This is a genomic window from Mycobacterium sp. DL (assembly GCF_039729195.1).
GTDB classification, from domain to species: domain Bacteria; phylum Actinomycetota; class Actinomycetes; order Mycobacteriales; family Mycobacteriaceae; genus Mycobacterium; species Mycobacterium hippocampi_A.
Genome location: NZ_CP155796.1, coordinates 4,526,980 through 4,550,522, shown reverse-complemented (window position 1 = coordinate 4,550,522; position 23,543 = coordinate 4,526,980). Strand labels below are relative to the sequence as shown.

Below are 23,543 nucleotides of genomic sequence, written 5' to 3'. Positions count from 1 at the left end.
ACGAATGCGGGTCTGCATGTGCTTTGCCTATCAGCGGCAGCTCAGTTCCACTGCGGAATGGCGCGAACCGCGGCATGACGAGCCCGACCCGCAGGGCGAAGCGCTTCATACGAGCTCTACCGGCACACTGGCTTCTTCCGCACGACTTTCTGCAACTGGCGCGCTGCAGATCCAGTCTGCGTCGATTCGGTTGAGCAGAGATACATACCGCTGAGCACTCCAACGCCACGAATGCGGGTCCGTGTGGGTGATGCCTATGAGCGGCAGCGCCTTCCGAATCCCCTCAGCCAGAGCGGTCGGATCACACGGAGAAACGAGCACAGCTCCTGTGTATCCGGCAGTTGCCTCGACAAGCCCACCTACCGACGTGGTCACTACCGGCAGCCCACAACTCATTGCGATATGCAGCGGACCGGAGGCCGACGATCGGCGGTAGGGAAGCACGATAAGGTCAGCGGCAGAGAAGAACCCGGGAACCTCATCGTCGGCAACGTACCGGTCGACTATCGTCAGCCGATCTGCCGGAAGGGCCGCCCTCAGTTCTTTCAGCGGTCGTCGGTAGTCCTGCCAGACCTCGCCCACGACACTCAGGTGAATATCGAGACCCGACGCCTTGAGGATGGGAATCGCCGCCGCGAGCTCAGCATGGCCCTTATACGGCCGCACCACTCCGAAGATGAGCACGCGAATTGGACCGCCCCGCTTCGTCGGACAGCGTCGCTGTGAGACGCGACCGTCGGGTTGCGCCGTTCCTACGTGATGCGTGTATGGCCCATGCTGGATCACTTCGATCGGCAACTGTGCGAACTGTGGATAGGCGCGCCGAAGTTCGTGTTGATCGAATTCAGAGTGCACGACGATGGCATCTGCGCGACGCAGCAGGAGCTGCATGCCCGCGCGTGTATATCGCCCTGCCAGAGGCAAACTCGCCTCTCCGACATCTTGCAGCTCATGGAACTCGATCACGAGTCGAGCGCCCGCTCGTTTGGCCAGCCAGGCCATGGACAAGTAGCTGTGAAGCACCGTCCCGGTCCACCATTGCAAGACCACCACACTGGGTCGGATACTTCGCCAGAAGCGCCAGGCACGCACCGCCGAGAAGCCCCAGAACCAGTCCAGCCCATTAAAAACCGGGACTTGCGGCAGCGGCAACGCACCGTCCGTTCTTCCCACCCGCGCCCGACCTGGGTACAGGGCGCGGGGGCACAGCCTGCGCAGCAGCAGCACCGCCACCGGTCCTTGCTCAGCCAGAGCCGACGTGAGTAGCGCCGTGTAGTAACTCACTCCTGAGAGAAAACGGTCCCCAGGACCGACTATCAACGTGACGCGACCGACCTGGGGGTGCTCGCCTCCCCTCGGGTGCAATTCGGTCACGCCGTTCTCCCGATGGGCTCGCCGGCATGAACCTGTTTGCGGATCGCTTGTACGACAAAGCCGCTGACCCCAGCACGATGACCTCGAAGCACAGTTCGCAACACCCTGATGCCATCTCGAATCGAATTGAGATTGGATTTGCCTGCTCGCCTTGGCAGCTCCAGACTCGGAACCTCTGCGACTCGCAGGCCCGCCTGCATCGACCGCACCACCATTTCGGCCTCGATCTCGAAGCCCGTCGCCGAGAGCGCTAAGAGTTCGAGGTATCGACGGTGAAACGCACAGAAGCCGTAGCAGAGGTCGGTGAGTTCGGCCCGATACAAGGTGTTGAACACACCGAGCAGAAAGCGATTTCCCAGCCGCCGGAAGCCTGTGATGTCCAACGATCCTCCGCCCGGAATAAAGCGCGACCCCTTCACGAAGTCGTATCCGTTGGCGAGGAAATGCAGGTAGTGCTTGATTTCGGAGGGCGCCATGCTGCCGTCCGCATCCATCATCACGATGATGTCGCCTGTTGCCGCCAGGAACCCGGTCCTCAGGGCGCTCCCTTTGCCCACTCCGTCCTGGGGCACGATCTTGATGTCTGGGCGGCAACTTCGCGCGGTGATCAGGGTCGCGTCTGTCGAGTTCCCGTCGACCAAAATGAGCTCGCTGATGCCGTCGGGTATCTGTTCGAGTACCCAGGCGATATTGCGTGCCTCATTCATTACCGGGATGACCAGGCTGACGGTCGACGCCGGCCGTGACGTGGCCGATCGAGCCGCTTGGCCAGACATGCCGCCGAGCAGCGCGCTCGGATCAGCAACGTCAACCCTAGGGGTCCTCAGATCCGCTTCAGCAGACGGTTGCTGCTGCCCGTTTGCCGTCGATTGTTGTGCCATTATCGCCCCCTGGAAACCCGTTGCTGCAAATACAGTGAATTACAGTTGATTAGCTATTTATGGATGCCCGGGCCTCCCCGCCCTCGTGGAACGAACCGTAGCACCCCTTTACATCACCCACAAGAACTGGTTACAGGCCTCTTAATGGCGATTGGTGGCTAGTTTCTCGGATCCACACCGCCTCGTCAGGAAATTAGCTGAAGTAGATCTAGCGATGTTTGACAAGTCAAAGTTTTCCATCGCGCACGGGTAAGTGACATAACGTGTGACCTGCAGGTTCCGCGATGCGGCCATTGGGCTGTGGCAACGATATTGGCGACCCGGGCATGCCACCGACGGGGAGTCGACGAGCCTCATGGGGCTGGTGTGATCTGACGGAGGCATTTCGTCGACTGAGCCGTCATACGGCGACCGGCGGGCGCAATGGTCTACTCCCCACTTCTGCGCGACGGCCTACATGCCGAGCCGACGTGGACGTTGGCGATGCCGCCGTTGGTGGCCCATGTCTTGGTTCCGTTGAGGACCCCCGCGCATCGGCAGCTATACCTCGCCGAGCAGGGCTACGGATATGTGATCAAGGACGCGGACGACCTTCTCGGACCGGCGATCTGAAATCAGAGGACCAGGGTCATCGTCCCCGACGTGGTGTTGCTGATGAGCCCCTGCGCGTCCCGGACGACCATGGTGATGTTTCGGAACCCGAGCAGATTGAGCACCGACTTCGAGAACCTGATCGACTGAATGACCGTTTGATATTCGAGCACCGTGCCCAATCCTGTCAGCGTCAGTACACCGGCCGAGTACGCGCCGGTGATCGAACCCGTAGGAGTGAACGTCAGTGAATCACCGCTCTGAACGTTGGTGATGGTGACGACAGCCCGGTCGAGATATGACGAATCATCCAGGATCACAGCGGTGGAGCTCAGCACCTGCGCCCCCAGGAGGACCAGGCCGCCACCCAGCGGCGCTGTGAGTATCGGTGCGGAGTTCGCCGTCACCGTGACCAGCGCTGCCGCTGGGAGACTCGTCGCGCCTTGCGGATCGGTCACAGTGAACGTCACCGTCTTGACGGCAGCCGGAGCAGTTCCGTTCGTGGAGAACGTGACCGATCGCAGTAGCTGCTGGTACTGCGCCGGAGTCCCGCTTCCAGTGAACGTCAGGATTCCGGTAGCTGCGTCGTAGCTACCGCTGATGCCTGCAACCGCGGTGAATCCGAGGAGGTCTCCCGACGCGAAGTTCCCGGTGATCGCCACCGATGCACCCGTCAGCGTCGCCGAGTCCAGGTCGAGCACGGTGAGCAAAGGATTCACATCTACCGCGGTGTTTCCGGCGGTGTAGATCGGGCCCAACGCGGTCGTCACCACCAATGGCGCCAAGTTGACCGGCGCCGCCACCACAGTGACCACGACGTTGGCGGGCAGCAGGCTTGGCGTTCCCTCAGCGTCGACCACGCTGAACGACACCGTCTTCAGAGACGCGATCGCACCGGAACCCGTCGACAACGTCACAGAACGCAGTGCCTGTTCGTAGAGCGCGATGCTCGCCGTCCCCTCGAGGGTCAATACTCCGTCGGCGCTGTTGTAGGCGCCGGTGATGCCGGTCGGCGCCGTGAACGACAGCACGTCGCCGGCTGCGAATCCACCGGTGATCTCGACCGTCGCTCCCTCCAGCGAGGTCGAATCGAGATCGAGCACACTGACCAACGGATCGACGGTGATGGCGCTGTTGCCCGCGGTGTATGAAACGTTGACGACCGACGTGGTCACCAGCGGCGCGATCTGCAGCGGCAACGTCACGACCGTCACCGCGACGAGAGCAGGGGCACTGACCTTGTCCTGGTCGTCGGTGACGACGAACGAGATGGATTTGATCGTCGCCAGGGCATTGGAGTCAGTCGAGAACGTCACGGAACGAAGAAGCTGTTGATACGCGGCCACGGAGGCGACCCCGTCAAAGGTCAGGACGCCTGCGTTGTAGCTGCCGTTGATGCCCGCCTGCGGGGTATAGCCGAGACTTTCGCCGGCCGCTGCGCCGCCCACGATGGCCACTACAGCACCCGACATGGTCGTCGAATCCGCATCCAGCAGAATCAGGCCTGGATCGACGACAATGGCTGAATCACCAGCCGTGTAGGCGACATTGACCACCGAAGTCACCACAGCAGGCGTGGCCAGGATGGGCAGCGACAGCACCGTGACGGTGACCAACCCTGGGGAGCTCACACCTTGCTGGTCGTCTGTGATGGTGAACGAGATGGTCTTGATTGTCGCCAGTGCTGATGAGTTCGTCGAGAACGTCACCGACCGCAGAAGTTGCTGGTAATCACTGACTGATGCAGTGCCCTCGAACGTCAGGACACCTGAGTCAAAATCTGCGGTCACGTCGGTCGGTAGCGGCCCATAAACCAACGTATCGCCCACTTGGGGGTCGATGATCGTCACGGTCGCGCCCGTCATCGTCGTCGAATCGCCATCGAGGATGATCACGCCGGGATCGATTGCGACCCCGGTTGTCCCCGCGGTATAGGACACGTTGACAACGGAGGTCAGGACAATCGGGGCAGCAGAAACCGGAAGGCCCACCACCGTCACCGCGGTGACCGCCGGCGCCACACTGGTGTTGCCGTCACTGTCGGTGACCGTGAAGGTGACCGACTTGATCCCCGCCGTCGCCGAGGTCAACGTCACCGAAGCGAGCAGGTCCCGGTACTCGGCCACCGACGCGGTCCCGGTGAACGACAGCACCCCACCAGAAACATTGGCAGTCACATTGGTGGGCAGGGTCCCCCAGCCGAAGGAATCCCCCACACCGGGATTGCTGAGAGTGACTGTCGCCGAGTCGAGTTGGCTGGAGTCCAGATCGGTGATCACCACCACCGGCGACACCGTGATCGGCGACCCGGTCGTTCCCGCCGCGATCGGCGTCGCGACCAGCACCGGCGCCACCGACGCACCCGGCACCCCCACCACCGTCACTGCCGTGACCGCCGGCACCACACTGGTGTTGCCCTCACCATCGGTGACAGTGAACGTGACCGACTTCAACCCGGCCGTCGCCGAGGTGAGAGTGACCGACTCCAACAACGCCTGGTAGTCCGCGACTGACGCCGACCCGGTGAACGACACCACCCCACCAGTCACCGTCGCGACGACGTTGGTCGGCAGCGATCCCCAGCCGAAGGAATCCCCCACACCCGGACTGCTGAGAGTGACTGTCGCCGAGTCGAGTTGACTGGAGTCCAGATCGGTGATCACCACAATCGGCGACACCGTGATCGGCGACCCGGTGGTACCTGCCGCGATCGGCGTGGCCACCAGCACCGGCGCCACCGATGCACCGGGCACCCCCACCACCGTGACCGCGGTGACCGCCGGCACCACACTGGTGATGCCCTCACTGTCGGTGACCGCGAAGGTGACCGACTTCAACCCGGCCGTCGCCGAGGTGAGAGTGACCGACTCCAACAACGCCCGATAGTCCGCCACCGACGCCGACCCGGTGAACGACACCACCCCACCGGAAACACTGGCCGCCACAGTGTCCGGCAGCGTCCCCCACCCGAAGGAATCCCCCACACCCGGACTGCTGAGAGTGACTGTTGCCGAGTCGAGTTGGCTGGAGTCCAGATCGGTGATCACCACGATCGGCGATACCGTGAACGCCGACCCGGTCGTTCCCGCCGCGATCGGCGTCGCGACCAGCACCGGCGCCACCGATGCACCGGGCACCCCCACCACCGTGACCGCGGTGATCGCCGGCACCACACTGGTGTTGCCCTCACTGTCGGTGACAGTGAACGTGACCGACTTGATCCCCGCCGTCGCCGAGGTCAACGTCACCGAAGCGAGGAGGTCCCGGTACTCGGCCACCGACGCCGACCCGGTGAACGACACCACCCCACCGGTCACCGTCGCGGCGACGTTGGTCGGCAGGGTTCCCCACCCGAAGGAGTCCCCCACATCGGGGTTGCTGAGAGTGACTGTCGCCGAGTCGAGTTGGCTGGAGTCCAGATCGGTGATGACCACGATCGGCGACACCGTGATCGGCGACCCGGTCGTTCCCGCCGCGATCGGCGTGGCCACCAGCACCGGCGCCACCGACGCACCCGGCACCCCCACCACCGTCACCGCCGTGATCGTCGGCACCACACTGGTGTTGCCGTCACTGTCGGTGACAGTGAAGGTGACCGACTTGATCCCCGCCGTCGCCGAGGTGAGAGTGACCGACTCCAACAACGCCTGATAGTCCGCGACTGACGCGTTCCCGGTGAACGACAGCACCCCACCGGTCACCGTGGCCGCCACGTTGGTGGGCAGGGTCCCCCAGTCGAAGACGTCATCGATGCCGGCACCGGACAACGTCACCGTCGCCGACTGCAGGTTCGCCGAGTCCAGGTCGGTGATGACCACGATCGGCGACACCGTGATCGCCGAGTCGGTGGTACCTGCCGCGATCGGCGTGGCTACCAGCACCGGCGCCACCGACGCACCCGGCACCCCCACCACCGTCACCGCCGTGATCGCCGGCACCACACTCTCATTGCCGTCACTGTCGGTGACCGCGAAGGTGACCGACTTGATCCCCGCCGTCGCCGACGTCAACGTCACCGAAGCGAGGAGGTCCCGGTACTCGGCCACCGACGCGGTCCCCGTGAAGGTCAGAACCCCACCAGAAACATTGGCAGCCACAGTGCCCGGCAGCGTCCCCCAGCCGAAAGAATCTCCCACACCCGGACTGCTGAGAGTGACTGTCGCCGACTCCAACTCCGCCGAGTCCAGGTCGGTGATCACCACAACCGGGGACACCGTGATCGGGGACCCGGTGGTTCCCGCCGCGATCGGCGTGGCCACCAACACCGGCGCCACCGACGCACCCGGAACCCCCACCACCGTCACCGCAGTCACCGCCGGCACCACACTGGTGTTCCCGTCACCATCGATGACCGCGAACGTGACCGACTTGATCCCCGCCGTCGCCGACGTCAACGTCACCGACCCCAACAACGCCTGATAATCCGCGACCGACGCGGTCCCCGTAAACGACACCACCCCACCAGTGACCGTCGCGGCGACATTGGTCGGCAGCGACCCCCAGTCGAAGACGTCATCGATACCGGCACCGGACAACGTCACCGTCGCCGACTCCAACTCCGCCGAGTCCAGGTCGGTGATCACCACAACCGGGCTCACCGTGATCGGGGACCCGGTCGTCCCCGCCGCGATCGGCGTGGCCACCAACACCGGCGCCACCGACGCACCCGGAACCCCCACCACCGTCACCGCAGTCACCGCCGGCACCACACTGGTGTTCCCGTCACCATCGATGACCGTGAAGGTGACCGAATTGATCCCCGCCGTCGCCGACGTCAACGTCACCGACTCCAACAACGCCTGATAATCCGCCACCGACGCGGTCCCCGTGAAGGTCAGAACCCCACCAGAAACATTGGCAGCCACAGTGCCCGGCAGCGTCCCCCAGCCGAAGGAGTCCCCCACACCCGGACTGCTGAGAGTGACTGTCGCCGAGTCGAGTTGGCTGGAGTCCAGGTCGGTGATCACCACAATCGGGGACACCGTGACCGGGGACCCGGTGGCGCCCGCGGCTGCCGGGGACACGATCACCAGCGGTGGAACCTCCACCGCCAGACCCACCACCGTGACTACCGTCGCTGCCGGTACCACACTCGCATTACCGTCGCCATCAACCACGGCGAAGGTGACCGACTTCAGACCGACTGTCGACGACGTCAGGGTGACCGACTCCAGCAACGCCTGATAGTCCGACCGCGTCGCCGTTCCGGTGAACGTCAGGACTCCGCCGACGAGACCCGCGGTCACACCCGCAGGCACATCACCCCACCCGAACGAATCCCCCACACCCGGATCTGCGAGAGTGACTGTCGCTGAATCCAACTCCTCCGAATCCAGATCGGTGATCAGCACAACCGGGGACACCGTGATCGGTGAGCCGGTCGTTCCAGCGGCGGCCGGGGACACGATCACCAACGGCGGCACCTCGATAGCCAGACCGACTACGGTGACCACCGTCGCTGCCGGTACCACACTCGCATTACCGTCACCATCGACCACCGCGAACGTCACCGACTTCAACCCCGCCGTAGCCGACGTGAGGGTCACCGACTCCAACAACGCCTGATACTCCGACCGCGTCGCCGTCCCGGTGAACGTCAGGACTCCACCGACCAGACCCGCGGTCACACCCGCAGGGACATCACCCCACCCGAACGAATCCCCCACACCCGGATCGGTAAGAGTGACTGTCGCCGAAGCTAACTCCTCCGAATCCAAATCAGTGATCACCACCACCGGCGACACCGTCACCGGGGACCCGATGACGCCCGCGGCGGCCGGGGACACGATCACCAACGGCGGCACCTCCACCGCCAACCCGACCACCGTGACCACCGTCGCTGCCAGCACCGTCGACGCATTCCCATCACCATCAACCACCGTGAAGCTGACCAACTTCAAACCGGCACTGGACGACGTCAACGTGACTGATTCCAACAACGCCTGATAGTCCAAGACCGACGCGGTCCCCGTGAAGGTCAGAACCCCACCGGTGACAGTCGCTACCACATTGGTCGGCAGTGATCCCCACCCGAACGAATCCCCCACACCCGAACTGCTGAGAGTGACCGTGGCCGAGTCGAGTTCAGTGGAATCGAGATCGGTGATCACCACAACCGGCGACACCGCCACCGGGGACCCCGCAGCACCGGCGGCGGCCGGGGACACGATCACCAACGGCGGCACCTCCACCGCCAACCCGACCACCGTGACGACCGTCGCCGCCGGCACCACACTCGCACTGCCGTCAGCATCGGTGACGGCGAAGCTGACCGACTTCAAACCGGCGGTCGACGACGTCAGGGTCACCGAGGCGAGGAGGTCGCGGTACTCCGCCACCGACGCCGACCCGGTGAACGTCAACACCCCGCCGGTCACCGTCGCGGCGACACTGGTAGGCAGGGTCCCCCAGCCGAAGGAGTCCCCCGCACCGGGGTCGGTGAGAGTGACCGTGGCCGACTCCAACTCCTCCGAATCCAAATCGGTGATCACCACAATGGGCGACACCGTCACCGGGGACCCGGTCGTACCCGCAGCGGCCGGCGACACAATCACCAACGGCGGCACCTCCACCGCCAGACCCACCACCGTGACCACCGTCGCCGCCGGCACCGTCGACGCATTCCCATCGCCATCAACCACCGCGAAGCTGACCACCTTCAAACCCGCACTGGACGACGTCAACGTGACTGACTCCAACAACGCCTGATACTCCGACCGCGACGCCGACCCGGTGAACGTCAACACCCCACCGACCAGACCCGCGGTCACACCCGCCGGCACATCACCCCACCCGAACGAATCCCCGGCAGCCGCGCTGCCCAACGTGACAGTCGCTGACTCGATATCCGCTGAGTCCAGGTCAGTGATCACCACAATCGGACTCACCGTGATCGGTGAGCCCGTGCTGCCCGCAGCGGCCGGGGACACGATAACCAGCGGTGGCACCTCGACAGCCAACCCGACCACCGTGACGACCGTCGCCGCCGGTACCACACTCGCATTGCCGTCAGCATCGGTGACGGCGAAGCTGACCGACTTCAAACCGGCGGTCGACGACGTCAGGGTGACTGATTCCAACAACGCCTGATAGTCCGAGACCGACGCGGTCCCCGTGAAGGTCAGAACCCCGCCGGTAACAGTCGCGGCGACATTGGTCGGCAGTGATCCCCAGCCGAACGAATCCCCCACACCTGGACTGCTGAGAGTGACCGTTGCCGAGTCGAGTTCAGTGGAGTCCAGATCGGTGATCACCACCACCGGGGACACCGTCACCGGGGACCCCGCAGCACCGGCGGCGGCCGGGGACACGATCACCAGCGGCGGCACCTCGACAGCCAGACCCACCACCGTGACCACCGTCGCCGCCGGCACCACACTGGCATTACCGTCACCATCGACCACCGCGAAGCTGACCAACTTCAAACCGGCGGTCGACGACGTCAACGTGACCGAGGCGAGCAGGTCACGATATTCCGCCACCGACGCCGACCCGGTGAACGTCAACACCCCACCGGCATAACCGGCGGTCACACCCGCAGGCACATCACCCCACCCGAACGAATCCCCCACACCCGGATCGGCGAGAGTGACTGTCGCTGAATCCAACTCCTCCGAATCCAAATCAGTGATCACCACGATCGGCGACACCGTCACCGGCGACCCCGCAGCACCGGCGGCGGCCGGGGACACGATCACCAACGGTGGGACCTCCACCGCCAACCCGACCACCGTGACCACCGTCGCCGCCGGCACCACACTCGCATTACCGTCACCGTCAACGACGGCGAAGCTGACCAACTTCAAACCGGCGGTCGACGACGTCAACCTGACTGACTCCAACAACGCCTGATACTCCGACCGCGTCGCCGTCCCGGTGAAGGTCAGAACCCCACCGGCGACAGTCGCGGCGACATTAGTCGGCAGCGTCCCCCACCCGAACGAATCCCCCGCACCTGGATCGGTGAGAGTGACCGTGGCCGAGTCGAGTTCAGTGGAGTCCAGATCAGTGATCACCACGATCGGGCTCACCGTCACCGGCGACCCCGCAGCACCGGCAGCGACCGGCGACACAATCACCAGCGGCGGCACCTCCACCGCCAGACCCACCACCGTGACCACCGTCGCCGCCGGCACCACACTGGCATTGCCATCGCCATCAACGACGGCGAACGACACCAACTTCAGACCGGCGGTCGACGACGTCAGGGTGACTGACTCCAACAACGCCTGATAGTCCGACCGCGACGCGGTCCCGGTGAACGTCAGGACTCCGCCGACGAGACCCGCGGTCACACCCGCAGGCACATCACCCCATCCGAATGAATCCCCACCTCCCGGATCGGTGAGAGTGACTGTTGCCGAATCTAACTCCTCCGAATCCAAATCAGTGATCACCACCACCGGCGACACCGTCACCGGCGACCCCGCAGCACCGGCGGCGACCGGCGACACAAGCACCAGCGGCGGCACCTCCACCGCCAGACCCACCACCGTGACCACCGTCGCCGCCGGCACCACACTCGCATTACCGTCACCATCAACGACCGCGAAGCTGACCAACTTCAACCCCGCACTGGCCGAGGTCAACGTCACCGAAGCGAGGAGGTCCCGGTACTCGGCCACCGACGCAGTCCCCGTGAAGGTCAGCACCCCACCGTTCACCGTCGCGGCGACGTTGGTGGGCAGGGTCCCCCAGCCGAAGACGTCATCGACGCCGGCACCGGCACCGGCCAACGTCACCGTGGCCGAATCTAACTCCTCCGAATCCAAATCGGTGACCACCACAATCGGGCTCACCGCGATCGGCGATCCGGTCGTGCCCGCGGCGGCCGGAGACACGATCACCAACGGTGGGACCTCCACCGCCAGACCCAATACCGTGACCACCGTCGCCGCCGGCACCACACTCGCATTACCGTCACCATCAACGACGGCGAAGTTCACCAACTTCACACCCGCACTGGACGATGTCAGGGTCACCGAGGCGAGAAGGTCACGATATTCCGCCACCGACGCCGACCCGGTGAACGTCAACACCCCACCGGCATAACCGGCGGTCACACCCGCCGGCACATCACCCCAGCCAAACAAATCCCCAGCAGCAGGATCTGTGAGAGTGACTGTGGCCGAGTCCAACTCCTCCGAATCCAGGTCGGTGATCACCACAACCGGCGACACCGTCACCGGTGACCCCGCGGAACCCAAAGCTACCGGCGACACCACCACCAATGGTGGGAAACCGATCACTGCGATCGTCGCGACTCCCGGCACCGGGCTTGTGACATCAGTGTCGTCAGTGACACGGATCAGGACACCCCGCGGTATCCCGGCGTCGGTGGTGAAGAACGAAACCGCCTTGAGCGCCTCCCGATACTCCGCCAGGGTTCCCGGTCCCGTGAGCGTCAGAGTCTTCGTCTCCGCGTCCCACTCTCCCACGACGGGATTACTTTCGGGTGCAACGTATTCCAGGACATCACCATCCTGAGCGCCCGTCGCTATCGTCACCGTGGCGGAGGACAGGTTTGTCGAGTCGACGTCGGTGATCACCACCGAGGACAGCAACTGGACAGGATCGGAACCCAGCGCATAGATGGGGGCGCCGACGGTCACAACAACCGGGGGCAACTGAACTAGCGGATCGATCGTGACGGGAATCGTGACGGTGACCTTGTCGGGCTCGGCAAGTCCAATGGCCCGGAACACGCAGTGGAAGACGCCTTGGATGAGGCCTGCAATACCTTTGAGGTGCTCCGAGTCGTCACTGACGATGACCTGGAAAGTATCGGTCACGGGTTCCGTGACGATCGTGGTGGGCGTGTAGATGAATGTTCCGGTGATGGGATCCCTGATGACCAGGCCGTTCTCCGGCTGAATGATGGTATAGGTCAGCGGGTCACCGTTTGGGTCTGAGGCGCTCAGGTCGATGAGCAACTGACCGGTGACGATCTGTGATGTGGTAATCGGGCCGATGACCGGGCTCTTGTTGAAGAACGTATGGGTTATCTGCCTGCGAACCCATGCCATCAGCGCGTCGAACCACGGCACTTGGGCTGGCGCCGCCGGGTCTGCGAACGGCGAGATGACGCCGGCAACCATTGCGGAGACGATGTTGACGTTTTCTACGCCGACTTCCGTTGGCGATGCCGCCGGCGCCAACGCGACCGAATCGTCGGTCGTCGACGTCTCCAGCGAAACCATCTCGGTCTGAGGCCTGCCGTCGTCGGTTGGTGCGTCTCCTTCAATCTGGAGATCAGACGCTTCGTCACCGCTGTCGACCGGTGACTCTGCGTCAGTTCCAACGATGGCGTCGACGTCGCGCGTCGGGGTTGGTTCTGTTAGGGGCGGCGCCTGAGGGGCGTCATCAGAGTCGACGGGCAGATCGGAGACCCCGCCGGACGGCGGCTCTGTTTCGGGGGCGACCGCCTCCTCTGAGTCGACCTCCTCGTCGGGGGATTGACCCTCGTCTCCAGGGTCTTCGACTTCGGCATCTCCGTCCGGGACCTCCTCGTCCTCGGTGATGTCCTCGGTGATGTCCTCGGCAACATCGTCGGCGTCCTCATCGGGGGATTCGTCGTCGGACGACGTTTCTTCATTCGGTTCGCTGCCAGCCGTCGCTGAGGACTTGCGTGGGCCCGCGGACGGGGAGTCATCGTCGGATTCTGTTCTCGACGACACCGATTCCGAGTCGGTGTCCGCGTAGGCGACACCGGCGGTGTTCGCGATGGCCAGGCCAACACCGAGGGAGACGGCCAGCGCCCCCACCCGGCCGATATGCGGTGCGTACCACGACTGCACTTTGCGCGTATGCCTGGCCGAACGACCTTGCCCGGCACTCTCGACGAGGTCTCGTGCTGCCCAGAACTCCCGCTCGCAGTCAGGGGTGTCCTTGCGCTGCGCACGATGACGAGCTGGGGTCGCACACATACGTTGTCCTCCGTTTGCTCTGCTTGCGAACCCCCCGCCGGCTGATGTTCGCGCGGCTATAACAAGGGCCACGCTGGATTTCGGGAGGAACCTGCACCGCGCCGTCCGCTCATCACGCAAGCACGCAGCGCCATCGCCAGTCCCCGACTCGCTCAAACTCCCGAATAATGGTTTGCTAGGGGCGGTCTCTACGTTCACTGATCACGCCCAGCAGTCCGAGCCTAAATCACAAAAGTGACCTTGATCACAAAGTTTGCAAAGAAATTTGCGCACGCAACTATTGCGCTAATCAGCAAGCTTCGGTGTCACCGCAAACAAGCTGACTAATCTACTGAACAAGCAACTTTCAGCAAATTATCGGTGACGAAAAATTACTTCTCGGCAACCGTTCCACCGGCCGCAGACAGCAGCCTGACCTCGCTCGTCACTACATCTGGCGCCAGAGACGAGCGTCTACGAGTTGCCTCACCCGGTATGGCATCCAAGTTCGCCAATTGGCTCCACAGATCGATGCGCTCGCGGCGGCCTGCCACCGGCACGGTCATCGCGGCGGACGCCGCTGGCGGAATGCCGGCCGGGATCTCGTCACCCCGATTCGGCGATTCCGGATGGTTGCTCGACGAGAGCGGAACGACCGCACAGCAGTTTCGCTCAACCGGAAGAGAATGTCGCCGAAGCGGACGCTCCGATCCACTGCCCTGCATTCGGATCGCAGAGTGTCTCGCCGTGCTCGGGAATCACCTCAGCGCGGGAATGACTTCTTCTGCAAAGCGGTCGATGCTCGACCGGTCGTAAGCGGCCTCGGGGAAGTAGCAGATCACGTACTCACAGCCGAGGTCTTTGAGCTTCTGCAGCGACTCGATGAGTTGCTCCGGTGTGCCACTGCCGCCTTGGGGCGTGCTCATCGAATTCAGCATGGCGTCGGCAGCAGAATCGCCGGTGAGACCGCTGATCCGGGATCGCACCTGAGCCAGCCGATCCCTGACCTCTGACTCTGAAGCGCCGACCACCGCGTTGACATTGGCGGAGCGGACGATCGAGCCGAAATCGGTTCCCACATCTTGACAGTGCTCGGACAGTATCTGAGACTTGTGGGCGAACCCTTCCGGTTCGGCGGTGAAGTTCGTGTACTGGGCATACTTCGCCGCAATGCGCAGAGTGACCTTCTCGCCACCGCCGGCGATCCACAGCGGAATACCTTCGTCCTGAAGCGGTTTGGGTGCGACTATCGCGCCGTCGACCTGATAGTGCTTGCCGTTGAACGTCACTGCCCCGTCACGCCATGCGTCACGCATGATCTGCACGCCCTCGTCGAGCCGCGCCAACCGTACCCCCGCCGACGGAAACCCGTAACCGTATGCGCGCCATTCATGTTCGTACCAGCCGCCGCCGATGCCCATTTGGACGCGGCCACCCGAGATGATGTCCGCGGTCGCCGCGACCTTCGCAAGGTACGCGGGGTTGCGATAGCTCATCGCCGTACACATCTGACCCAGCTTTATTCTCGAAGTGGTGGCGGCGAAGGCAGCCATCAGCGACCACGCCTCGTGGGTGGCCTCGTTCGTGGGCATCGGCACGGTGTGGAAGTGGTCATAGACCCACAGGGAATCCCAGATGTCGCCCTCGTCGACGTAGGTGGCGAGATCCGACATCACCCGCCACTGGTCGACGGGTTCGATTCCTACCAGGTCGAGACGCCAGCCCTGCGGGATGAATAGTCCGAATCGCATGCACTCGACTGTAGGTGCGAGCGGACCAATGTGGAACGAGGCTCGGCCGAGCGGCGACTGTCAGCTGAGCTCAGTTCGCGCTAAGCCCGCGCACCCGGGTACAACGCGGCGACGGCGGGAAGGCTCACCTTCAGCGCGGGGTTGCGAGGCAGGGCGTCGACCGCAGTCAGGGCCACAGGCACGTTGTACACAGGCAATGCCCCTCGGACCAGGTCTTGGAGCTCCTCGTCAGTAGGACGGTCCATGCCAGGAGCGATCTCGATGGCCGCGAACGGCACTTCGCCGAGGCGAGCGTCGGCAACCCCCACCACACATGCGTCGCGAACACCGGGGTGCGACATCAGCACCCGCCGAACAGTTTCGGGCAGAACTTTGAATCCACCTCGGTTGATGGCGCCGTCCGACCTACCGTGCAACGTCACGAAGCCCTCAGCGTCGACGCTGGCGATATCGGTGGTCCGGATCCAGTCCGGTCCGAGCGGGCCGACCTTGGCTTCCAACAGACCCTGCTCACCCGCGGGCAGTTCCATGCCGGTCTGCGGGTCGACGATGCGCAGCTGGGTGTCAGGCAGCGCCCGGCCCACGCTGTCGCGCTTGGAGTCGCCGAAGTCCCGCAGCATCTCAGGAGTCCAGGCGCACAGGGATCCGGCGAATTCAGTTGCCCCGTAGGCCAACCGGATCGGAATGCCGTACCGATCCTCGAACTCGTCGCGGGTCTCGGGGTCGAGCGGTCCCGAGGCGCTGATCAGGAACTCCAGCGATGCGAGGTCCGCCCTCGGCACGTCGGCGTCCAGCAACATCCGGATCACGGCGGGCTGGACTCCGCTGCGCGCCAAGCGATGCCTCCTGATCGCATCCACCCAGCCCTCCACAGTGAACCGCTCGAGCATCACGATCCGACGGCCGTTGTAGACGCCGGCGATCAGCTGGCACACCCCGATACCGCCGAACTGCCAGTACGCGAATTCCGGCGGCGCATCCGGTGCGGCCGCTTCACCGCTGGTCACACTGAACACGGTGCGTTCCAGCACAGGCGCCTTGATCGCCTGTCTCTTCGGCGGGCCGGTGGTACCGCTGGTGAGAATCTGCAGTGCCACACCGGGTTCAGCTCGGGCATGCGATTGCGATGCGTCCCGACCCCCCAAACCATCGACGAGCGCGACCGTCGGACGGGTCAGTGAGATCGCGACGCCCGCACTACCCGCGCGCCGCGCGGCAAGTACGACCTCAGCGCTCCAGTCTTCACGGTCGGCGACGACACCGGCCAGCGCCAGCTTTTCGACATCGCGGCCGATCGCTTCCGGCGACTGGAATGAGTAGATCATCGAGACAGGACGGCCGGTGGCCAGGAAGCCGATGATCGCCGCAGCGTGCTGTAGTCGGTTACGCACCACCAAGCCGACGGGTGCTGCCTCAGGCACTCCGGCGTCGTGCAGTGCCGTGGCAATGGCGTCGGCGTAAGCAGTGATGTCAGCTCCGGAGTACCAGTGGCCGCCGAACTCGATGCACGGCCGGTCGCCGTAACTCGCCAACCCTGTCGCGAACTGCTCGGTGAAACCTTCAGGCACGATCTCATTCTGGCGGGCGGACGGCCGGGTGAACAGCCTCAACCGGTGAAGCAGGCCCGGTACTCGCTGGGGGTGGTCCGCATTTGGCGGACGAAGTGATACCGGTAGGTGACGGGCGAGTCGAAGCCGACCCGACCGGCGATCTGCTCGACCGAGAACGACGACGATTCGAGCAGGGCGAGGCTGGCCTGTATTCGCTGAGCTGTCAGCCATTTGATCGGCGTGGTGCCGGTCGCTTTGGCGAATTGCCTCAGGTAACTGCGGCGGGACATCGTCGACTGGGCTGCCAGGTCGTCGAGCGTGATCGTGCTGTCGAGATTCTCGAGCGCCCAGGCCATTCCCGCGGCGATCCGCCCATCGGTGGTGGGTTCGGGCACCGGGATCTCGATGTACTGGGCCTGTCCGCCGCCACGATGCGGGGCGATCACCAAGCGGCGCGCCACATCATTGGCCACCCGCGCTCCGTGATCTGACCGGACGATGTGTAGGCAGAGATCCAGACCCGCGGCACAGCCCGCGCTCGTGAGCACGCGGCCGTTGTCGACGTAGAGCGGCGCGGGATCGATGGTGATGGCTGGGTAGCGCTCCCGGAGCAGATCAACGTAGATCCAGTGGGTGGTGGCAGACCGACCGTCGAGCACCCCCGCCGCCGCGAGCGCAAAGGCACCCGAACAGATCGACACCAGCCGAGCCCCTCGGCTGTCGGCGGCCCGGATCGCGCTGACCAGCTCCGGCGAGATCGGTTGCGCGACATCACTCACGCTCGGAATGACCACTGTGTCCGCGGCCGCGAGATCATCCAGACCGTATGAGGTGCGCACCGTCGCACCGCCGAGCAACCGAATCTCCGGCTGCTCAGAGCACAGCTTCACCGAATACCAGGGAGATATCAGCCCCGCAGAGAACCTCTCGGACAGCTCGGTCATTCCGAAGATCTCCGCCGCCACCCCCGACTCGAAGCCCGACATGCCGTCGTAGGCGAGGATCGCGACAGAATGCATGTCACTATCTTATCGAACAGCGGCACCAGGGCCACTGTGCAGGAGCGCCACCGCCGGGCACCCTGGAAGGCATGCTGTACAAACGACCTACCCTCTGGGACCGGCTCCGCCGAAACATCTTGATCACTGAAGTATTTCGGCTGACCAAGGAGTTCGCCGCGGGCATCGATGCCGCCCACGGACTGGCGCACGGGATCACGCCGTCGCCTGATTCGGCCGCCCGCGCAGTTCGCGCACGCAAAAACCCCGGCAGCGCCTGTCGGTCCCGTGGCTAGCCTGAAGTCATGGCCCTATCCAAAGAAGAACGCGAACAGTTCCTGGCCGAGCCTCATATCGCGGCATTATCGGTGTACGCAGGCGATAGCCGGGGCCCGTTGACGGTGCCGATCTGGTATCAGTACTCCCCCGGCGGTGAGCCGTGGATCCTGACCGGCGCGGGGTCCCGCAAAGAACGGCTGATCGCGGCGACGGGATTCTTCTCGCTCATGGTCGAGCGGGTGGAACCCACCACCAGGTACGTGGCGGTCGACGGTGCGGTCAGCCGCATCGAGCCGGGAACCGACGCCCAGATGGAAGAGCTCACCTACCGGTATCTCAACGGCGAGGCGGCCGAGAACTACCTGAAGTTCGCCCGCGAGAATCTGGGCGACCATGTCGCGATCTACCTCCAACCGCAGCACTGGTTGTCCTCGGACATGGGTAGCTTCTGACGCACGAAGCCCCCGACACAGCCAAAAATGGAAGTGTCGGGGGCTCTGCGTCAAGCGGTTACGTCAGTGAATCCGGCGGAGTGAAGCGCTCGCCGTACTTGGCGGCCAACTCCCTGGCGCGGGCCACAAAGGCCTCCTTGCCGACACCGCCCGCACCCTGGTAGCCGACGATGAACTGCGCCGAACCACCGGTGTAGGGCGGGAATCCGATACCCATGATGGAGCCGATGTTCGCATCGGCGGTCGAGGTGAGCACACCCTCGTCGAGGCACTTCTGGGTCTCCAGCGCCTCGGCGAACAGCATGCGATCGATCATGTCCTGCAACGGGATGTCGCCGGCGTCTGCCTTGAACGTCTCGGCGAGACCGTCCCACAATCCGGTGCGCTTGCCGTCGACATACTCGTAGAAGCCTGCGCCCTTGAGCCGTGACGGCCGCCCGATCTCGATCATCGTGTTCACGACGGCCTCGGCCGGGTGCGGCTCGTAGGTGGCACCGGTCTCCTCGACGGCCTTGCGGGTCGCGGTGGCGATCTTCTGCATCAGCTCGAGGTTGAGCTCGTCGGACAGCTGCAGCGGCGGTGCCGGGTAGCCGGCCTGTGAACCCGCCTGCTCGATACTGGCCGGAGCCACACCCTCGCCGAGCATCGCCAGCGCCTCGTTGACGAAGGTGCCGATGACGCGGCTGGTGAAGAAGCCGCGGCTGTCGTTGACCACGATCGGGGTCTTGCCGATCGCCAGCGTGTAGTCGAACACCCGGGCCAGCGCCTCGTCGGATGTCTTCTCGCCCTTGATGATCTCCACCAGCGGCATCTTGTCGACCGGCGAGAAGAAGTGGATGCCGATGAAGTCGTCCTGGCGCTTCACGCCCGTGGCGAGCTCGGTGATCGGCAGCGTCGAGGTGTTCGAACCGAGCACCGCATTGGGCTCCACGATGTCCTCGATCTCCTGGAACACCTTGTGCTTCAACTCAACCGACTCGAACACCGCCTCGATGACGAAGTCGACACCCTTGAGGTCGGCCGCGTCGGCCGTCGGCGTGATCCGGGCCAGCAGCTCCTTGGACTTCTCCTCGGTGGTGCGGCCACGCTCCAGCGCCTTGGCCTCGATCTTCTCCGAGTAGTTCTTGCCCTTCTCGGCGGCCTCGACGCTGACGTCTTTGAGCACGACGTCGTAACCGGCCTTGGCCGAGACGTACGCGATGCCTGCGCCCATCATGCCCGCGCCGAGCACGCCGATCTTGGTGATCGGGGTCTTGCCGATGCCATCCGGACGCGACCCGCCACCGTTGATGGTCTGCAGGTCCAGGAAGAACGCCTGGATCATGTTCTTGGCGGTCTGGCCGGTGACAAGCGTGGTGAAGTAACGGCTCTCGATGCGACTGGCGGTGTCGAAGTCGACCTGCGCACCCTCGACGACGGCGTCCAGGATGGCCCGAGGCGCCGGCATCGGCGCGCCCTTGAGTTGCTTGCGCAGCAACGCCGGGAACGACGGCAGGATCGCCGCAAGCGCCGGGTGAGACGGGGTACCGCCGGGCATCTTGTAGCCCTTCTGGTCCCACGGCTGCGTGTGGCTGTCCGGATTGGCCTTGATCCACGCCTTCGCGGCCGGCACCAACTCCTCAGTGCTGCTGACTAATTCGTCGACCAAGCCGATGTCCTTGGCCTTGCCCGGCTTGAACCGGGTGCCTTGGCTCAGGACCTCCATGAACGCCTTCTGGATACCGAACATCCGCGTCGTGCGGGCCACGCCGCCACCGCCGGGCAGCAGGCCCAGGGTGACCTCGGGCAGGCCGATGACGACACCCTTGACGTCGGCGGCGATGCGATGGTGACACGCCAGCGCGATCTCCAGGCCGCCGCCGAGCGCGGCGCCGTTGATGGCGGCAACGACAGGTACGCCCAGGGTCTCGAGCTTGCGGAGATCGGCCTTGATGAACTCGACCTCGGCGAACGACTCGGCGGCATTGTCGGGGCCGACGTTCATCATGCCCTTGAGGTCACCGCCGGCGAAGAAGGTCTTCTTCGCGCTGGCGATCACCACGCCGGTGATCGAATCCTTCTCCTCGACAAGGCGCTCTACAGCCTTGTGCATGGATTCCTTGTAGTGCTCGTTCATCACGTTTGCTGAACCCGTGGGGTCGTCCAGCGTCAGGGTTACGATGCCGTCGGCATCCTTGTCCCACTGAATGGTGTTCTCTGCCATGGTCATATCTCCTAGACGCGCTCGATGATGGTCGCGACGCCCATGCCGCCGCCGATGCACAGCGTGATCAGCGCGCGTCGAGCGCCGCGGCGCTCGAGCTCGTCGACCATGGTTCCGGTGATCATGGCGCCGGTGGCGCCGAGCGGGTGGCCGAACGCGATGGCGCCACCGTTGACGTTGAGCTTCTCGTCGGGGATGTCGAGGTCCTTCTGGAACTTCAGCACCACCGAGGCGAAGGCCTCGTTGAGTTCGAACAGGTCGATGTCGTCGACCGTCAGACCGGCACGGTCGAGCACCTTGCGGGTGGCCGGCGTGGGACCGGTGAGCATGATGACCGGGTCTGCGCCGCTGGTGGCGGTGGCCACGATGCGCGCACGGGGGGTGAGGCCCTGCGAGCTGCCTGCACTTTCAGAACCGATCAGCAGCAGCGCGGCACCGTCCACGATGCCGGAACTGTTTCCGCCGGTGTGGACGTGGTTGATCTTCTCGACGTAGTGGTACTTCTGCAGCGCCACGTCGTCGAAGCCACCCATCGCGCCGATGCCGTCGAAGGCGGTCTTGAGCTTGCCGAGGCTTTCCACAGTGGAACCGGGACGCATGTGCTCGTCGTGGTCGAGCACGACCAGGCCGTTCTGGTCCTTGACCGGCACGACGGACTTGGCGAAGTAGCCGCCCGACCATGCTGCGGCGGCCTTCTCCTGCGAGCGCGCGGCGTAGGCGTCGACGTCTTCACGCGAGAAGCCCTCGATCGTGGCGATCAGGTCGGCGCCGATGCCCTGGGGGACGAAGCCGATCCGGTAGTTGGTCTCGGGGTCACTGGCCCAGGCGCCGCCGTCGGAGCCCATCGGAACGCGGCTCATCGATTCGACACCGCCGGCGATCACCAGGTCGTCCCAGCCGGAACGGATCTTCTGCGCGCCCAGATTGACGGCTTCGAGGCCGGAGGCGCAGAAGCGGTTGAGCTGGAATCCGCCGGTGGTCTCCGGCAGACCTGCCACCAGAGCTGCGGTGCGGGCGATGTCACCGCCCTGGTCGCCGACGGGGGAAACCACGCCGAGGATGAGGTCGCTGATCATGTTCTCGTCGAGGTCGGGGTAACGCGATCGCATTTCGTCGATCAGGCCGACGACCAGGTTGACGGGTTTGATCTCGTTCAACGAGCCGTTTCGCTGCTTGCCGCGCGGGGTGCGGATGGCCTCATAGATGAAGGCTTCTTCGGACATCGGTGTCCCACTCCTATTGATGTTGGTGTGCGGGCCCCGGAAGGCGTGGGTCCGCAGGAGGACAGTCCTCTGGCCAGCAGCCTAACAGCTTCGCCCAACCCGTTGGTTGGGCAGGGTTTGTCCACCTCTACTAGTGCACAGACACCAACTCGCACGATCCGGAGCGGGATCGTGCGAGTTGGTGTCTGGTCGCGAGTCAGGCGGAGAGCTGCTCGGCCTCCGCGAGCGTCGGGTAGTCGATGTAGCCGACGGGCCCCGGGGCGTAGAACGTCGCCACGTCCGGCTCGTTGAGTTCTGCGCCGATGACCAGCCGATCGATGAGGTCGGGGTTGGCCAGGTAAGCGCGGCCGACGGCGGCTGCGCTGATCACACCCCACTCGGCCAGGTTCTCCAGCGCCGCGAAGTCGCTGTCGACCTCGCGCGGGGTGTTGAGCACCAGGGCGCCTTCCCACTGGGTCCGCAGGGTTGCGAACGCGGGTTGCGAGGGTTCGATCAGCATGTGCAGGTACCCGATGCCCAGCGGGGCGATCCGGCACAGCAGAGCCTCATAGGCGCCGACCTTGTCGTCCTCACGCATGTCGCCCGCACCGTTTCCGGGTGAGATGCGCAGCCCGACGCGCTCTGCGCCGATCTCGGCAGCCACCGCTTCGACCACCTCGGCGGTGAACCGGGCCCGGTTGCGGGCCGATCCGCCGTAGCCGTCGGTGCGCTGGTTGACGACGTCGGACATGAACTCGTGGAGTAGGTAACCGTTGGCGGAGTGGATCTCGACGCCGTCCATGCCCGCGTCGACGGCACGCCGGGCGGCGGCGCGGAACTGTCCGACGATCGATTCGATTTCGTCGACCGTCAGCGCGCGCGGCACCGGCAGTGGCTGCTTACCCGACGGGGTGTGGGTGAGCATGTCGGCGGCGATGGGCGACGGACCCACTGTTTCGAAGCCGCTGATCTCCGGGTGCGCCATCCGGCCGACGTGCCACAACTGGACGAACATCTTGCCGCCGGCCGTGTGCACCGCGGAAGCGATGTCGGCCCACTTGTCCTGATGCCGGTCGGTGTAGATGCCCGGCGTGTTCATGTATGCGCCGTTGGCCTGTTCGCAGACCGCCGTGGCCTCGCTGATGATCAGGCCCGCCGAGGCACGCTGCGAATAGTAGACGGCGGCCAACTCAGACGGGGTTGCGTCGGCATCGGCGCGGGTTCTGGTCAACGGCGCCATGAAGATTCGATTCGACATGGGTGCGCCACCCAAGGTGACAGGCTTCAGCAGGGCGGAGTTCTCACCGAGAGCGAAGGTCATGCCTGCAGTCAGCACACGTGGCCGCGGATTCATTCCC

11 protein-coding genes are annotated in these 23,543 nt (G+C 64.5%); 2 read left to right on the top strand and 9 right to left on the bottom strand.

Going from position 1 to position 23,543, the window contains the following annotated elements; genetic code table 11:
- Nucleotides 1–105: 105 nt before the first annotated feature.
- The gene (locus ABDC78_RS21720) at nucleotides 106–1,284 is read right to left on the bottom strand and encodes a glycosyltransferase (RefSeq protein ID WP_178361911.1); all 1,179 of its coding nucleotides are present in this window, start codon (nucleotides 1,282–1,284) and stop codon (nucleotides 106–108) included.
- A gap of 86 nt (nucleotides 1,285–1,370) precedes the next feature.
- Complete coding sequence (locus ABDC78_RS21715; RefSeq protein ID WP_178361964.1) at nucleotides 1,371–2,150, bottom strand: glycosyltransferase family 2 protein; 780 nt, start codon at nucleotides 2,148–2,150, stop codon at nucleotides 1,371–1,373.
- Nucleotides 2,151–2,678: 528 nt separating this feature from the next.
- On the opposite strand from ABDC78_RS21715, the gene ABDC78_RS21710 reads away from it, so the two are divergent.
- Nucleotides 2,679–2,867 carry a hypothetical protein gene (locus ABDC78_RS21710; RefSeq protein WP_178361541.1) on the top strand — a complete coding sequence of 63 codons (189 nt, stop codon included), beginning with the start codon at nucleotides 2,679–2,681 and terminating at the stop codon, nucleotides 2,865–2,867.
- Between the two features lie 2 nt (nucleotides 2,868–2,869).
- Here ABDC78_RS21710 and ABDC78_RS21705 read toward each other — a convergent pair whose 3' ends face one another.
- From ABDC78_RS21705 to ABDC78_RS21690, 4 genes are all read right to left on the bottom strand, one after another.
- Entirely contained in the window at nucleotides 2,870–13,771 is a 10,902-nt protein-coding gene (locus tag ABDC78_RS21705) for a hypothetical protein (RefSeq protein ID WP_347133188.1), read from the bottom strand.
- 737 nt (nucleotides 13,772–14,508) lie between these two features.
- Nucleotides 14,509–15,501, bottom strand: coding sequence for an LLM class F420-dependent oxidoreductase (locus ABDC78_RS21700; RefSeq protein ID WP_178361909.1), 993 nt, complete (start codon nucleotides 15,499–15,501; stop codon nucleotides 14,509–14,511).
- An 80-nt stretch (nucleotides 15,502–15,581) separates the two neighbouring features.
- Nucleotides 15,582–17,069, bottom strand: a complete 1,488-nt coding sequence (locus ABDC78_RS21695) for an AMP-binding protein (protein WP_178361908.1) — start codon at nucleotides 17,067–17,069, stop codon at nucleotides 15,582–15,584.
- 38 nt (nucleotides 17,070–17,107) lie between these two features.
- Entirely contained in the window at nucleotides 17,108–18,070 is a 963-nt protein-coding gene (locus tag ABDC78_RS21690) for a helix-turn-helix domain-containing protein (protein ID WP_178361907.1), read from the bottom strand.
- Between the two features lie 284 nt (nucleotides 18,071–18,354).
- Here ABDC78_RS21690 and ABDC78_RS21685 point away from each other — a divergent pair, with 284 nt between their 5' ends.
- Nucleotides 18,355–18,780 (top strand): pyridoxamine 5'-phosphate oxidase family protein, encoded by a 426-nt coding sequence (locus ABDC78_RS21685; RefSeq protein WP_178361906.1) that lies wholly within the window; start codon nucleotides 18,355–18,357, stop codon nucleotides 18,778–18,780.
- 58 nt (nucleotides 18,781–18,838) lie between these two features.
- On the opposite strand, the gene ABDC78_RS21680 is transcribed toward ABDC78_RS21685, so the two are convergent.
- The 3 genes from ABDC78_RS21680 to ABDC78_RS21670 form a co-directional block, all read right to left on the bottom strand.
- Complete coding sequence (locus ABDC78_RS21680; protein ID WP_178361905.1) at nucleotides 18,839–20,983, bottom strand: 3-hydroxyacyl-CoA dehydrogenase NAD-binding domain-containing protein; 2,145 nt, start codon at nucleotides 20,981–20,983, stop codon at nucleotides 18,839–18,841.
- An 11-nt stretch (nucleotides 20,984–20,994) separates the two neighbouring features.
- Nucleotides 20,995–22,206 carry an acetyl-CoA C-acetyltransferase gene (locus ABDC78_RS21675; protein WP_178361904.1) on the bottom strand — a complete coding sequence of 404 codons (1,212 nt, stop codon included), beginning with the start codon at nucleotides 22,204–22,206 and terminating at the stop codon, nucleotides 20,995–20,997.
- 196 nt (nucleotides 22,207–22,402) lie between these two features.
- Nucleotides 22,403–23,506 carry an alkene reductase gene (locus ABDC78_RS21670; protein WP_178361903.1) on the bottom strand — a complete coding sequence of 368 codons (1,104 nt, stop codon included), beginning with the start codon at nucleotides 23,504–23,506 and terminating at the stop codon, nucleotides 22,403–22,405.
- Between the last annotated feature and the right edge of the window lie 37 nt (nucleotides 23,507–23,543).

What these genes read in the sequence shown, in the direction of transcription:
- ABDC78_RS21715 (WP_178361964.1), bottom strand. Translation starts at nt 2,150, where the DNA reads ATGTCTGGCCAAGCGGCTCGATCGGCCACGTCACGGCCGGCGTCGACC.
- ABDC78_RS21710 (WP_178361541.1), top strand. Translation starts at nt 2,679, where the DNA reads ATGGTCTACTCCCCACTTCTGCGCGACGGCCTACATGCCGAGCCGACG.
- ABDC78_RS21705 (WP_347133188.1), bottom strand. Translation starts at nt 13,771, where the DNA reads ATGTGTGCGACCCCAGCTCGTCATCGTGCGCAGCGCAAGGACACCCCT.
- ABDC78_RS21700 (WP_178361909.1), bottom strand. Translation starts at nt 15,501, where the DNA reads ATGCGATTCGGACTATTCATCCCGCAGGGCTGGCGTCTCGACCTGGTA.
- ABDC78_RS21690 (WP_178361907.1), bottom strand. Translation starts at nt 18,070, where the DNA reads ATGCATTCTGTCGCGATCCTCGCCTACGACGGCATGTCGGGCTTCGAG.
- ABDC78_RS21685 (WP_178361906.1), top strand. Translation starts at nt 18,355, where the DNA reads ATGGCCCTATCCAAAGAAGAACGCGAACAGTTCCTGGCCGAGCCTCAT.
- ABDC78_RS21680 (WP_178361905.1), bottom strand. Translation starts at nt 20,983, where the DNA reads ATGGCAGAGAACACCATTCAGTGGGACAAGGATGCCGACGGCATCGTA.
- ABDC78_RS21675 (WP_178361904.1), bottom strand. Translation starts at nt 22,206, where the DNA reads ATGTCCGAAGAAGCCTTCATCTATGAGGCCATCCGCACCCCGCGCGGC.
- ABDC78_RS21670 (WP_178361903.1), bottom strand. Translation starts at nt 23,506, where the DNA reads ATGACCTTCGCTCTCGGTGAGAACTCCGCCCTGCTGAAGCCTGTCACC.